The 1,974-nt window shown below is 43.6% G+C and carries 2 protein-coding genes and 1 pseudogene; all 3 read left to right on the plus strand.

Going from position 1 to position 1,974, the window contains the following annotated elements; translation table 11 throughout:
- A pseudogene (locus WB217_RS11545) lies at positions 1 to 199 on the plus strand (4-hydroxyphenylpyruvate dioxygenase); the annotation flags it as partial.
- 73 nt (positions 200 to 272) lie between these two features.
- Complete coding sequence (hisC, locus tag WB217_RS11550; RefSeq protein ID WP_423993374.1) at positions 273 to 1,364, plus strand: histidinol-phosphate transaminase; 1,092 nt, start codon at positions 273 to 275, stop codon at positions 1,362 to 1,364.
- A 3-nt stretch (positions 1,365 to 1,367) separates the two neighbouring features.
- The coding region (locus WB217_RS11555; RefSeq protein WP_423993375.1) for a flavin reductase family protein at positions 1,368 to 1,974 on the plus strand (607 nt) is incomplete at its 3' end.

The raw sequence follows: 1,974 nt of genomic DNA on the forward strand, positions 1-1,974 counted from the left end.
GCTTAAAGAGCTTAGTATTTTAGTAGACCGTGACGATGAAGGCTATCTGCTGCAAATTTTTACAAAGCCAATCGTCGACCGTCCAACATTGTTCATCGAAATCATTCAGCGTAAAGGCGCACGAGGATTTGGTGAAGGAAACTTCAAAGCCCTATTTGAATCAATTGAGCGTGAACAGGAAAGACGCGGCAACCTTTAAAAGCCGGAACAAAAGGGGGCACTCGCTCCCTTTTCGTCTTATTAAAGAGTGCTCTCAAATTAGGGGGATAAACATGAATGTAAAAGCACGAGCAGAATTAGAAGGTATTACACCATATGCCCTCGGCCAGACAATAGAGGAAATCAAGGAGCAATATGGAATCACCAAAGTAAGAAAGTTATCCGATAACGAGAATGTGTATGGTACTTCACCAATGGTCAGACAGGCGATTATCCAAGAAACGATGAATCTCAGCTTGTATCCGGATGGTGTGACTTCAAAGGTCGTAGAAAAATTATCCGCTCATTACAAAATCGCCCCGAACCATTTTCTTGTTTCAAATGGTTCAGAGGAAATCCTCAGGCTCCTTACAAGAGCGTATATTGATAAAAATGATGAAGCCGTAATAGCTGAATTGACTTTCCCGCGATATAGAACGAATGTGTTGATTGAAGGCGGCAAGGCTGTCATCGTGCCAATGATAGACGGCAGGCATGACCTTGAAAAAATGCTTCAGGCAATCAATGAAAAAACAAAATTGGTATTTGTCTGCAATCCGAATAACCCAACTGGAACAATCACAGCCAAACAGGAGCTGTTGACTTTTATAGCAAGTGTTCCTTCTCATGTTTTAATCATCATGGATGAAGCTTATTTTGAATATGCGGATTCTGAAGAGTATCTGGATACAATGCCTTTGCTCGATGAATATGAAAACCTTGTTATTCTCAGGACTTTTTCGAAAATTTATGGGCTTGCAAGCCTTCGTGTCGGCTATGGAATCATGCATGAGGAGATTGCCAAAGAACTTCATAAGGTGCGTGACGTTTTCAACGTTAACCAGCTGGCACAGGCTGCTGCAGTGGCGGCGCTGGAAGACCAGAACTTCGTAAAGGATTGCTCAGCTAAAAATAGTATTGAAAGAGACTTTTTGAGCGCTAAATTTAAGGAACTTGAAATTGATAGTTTTCCGTCACAATCGAACTTTTTATATGCATTCACGAACAAACCAGTTATCCAGAAGCTTACTGAAAATGGCATACTAGTGCGCCAGATGCTGCTTCCTGGCTATAAGGAAGCGTTCCGGATTACGCTCGGAACTCGTGAGGATCATGAATTCATATTACAAATTGTCGGCCAGCTTTTTCATGAAAGGGCGGTGTAGGATTTGGAAATCAAAACGGACTCACTAGAATGGAGAGACGCGTATAAATTGCTGCAAGGCTCTATTCTTCCTCGGCCGATTGCTTTCGTATCAAGCCTTGATGAGAACGGCAATGCCAATCTTGCTCCATTCAGCTTTTTTACAGCGATCAGTGCGGATCCAATGATGGTTTGCTTTTCGCCAATGCGAAGAGGGACGGATGGCGCGAAGAAGGATACGCTGAAAAACATTGAAGCCTCCAGGCAGTTCGTCATCAACATTGTCGGAGAGGAATTCGTTGAGCAGATGAACGAATGTGCGACGGAGTTCTCTTCTGAAGTTGATGAATTTGAAGCTTCTGGACTTTCAAAAGAAAAGAGTATGGCAGTCAAGGCGCCAAGGGTCAAGGAATCTCAGGTGCATCTCGAATGTGAATTGGATCAGGTCCTCCATTTCGGCGGCGATCATGCAGGTGCCGGCAGCCTGGTGATCGGCAAGGTGATTCATGTTCATGTGAGTGATGATTTATATGAAAGCGGCAGGATCAACTCTGAAAAATTGAACCCTGTCGGCAGGCTTGCTGGTGCCACTTATACGCTGCCATTGGCAAAAACGTTTGAACTGCAAAGAA

This window comes from Mesobacillus sp., from assembly GCF_049588175.1.
GTDB lineage: Bacteria > Bacillota > Bacilli > Bacillales > Cytobacillaceae > Mesobacillus.

Coding starts and splice junctions, on each gene's coding strand:
- hisC (WP_423993374.1), top strand. CDS start 273: ATGAATGTAAAAGCACGAGCAGAATTAGAAGGTATTACACCATATGCC.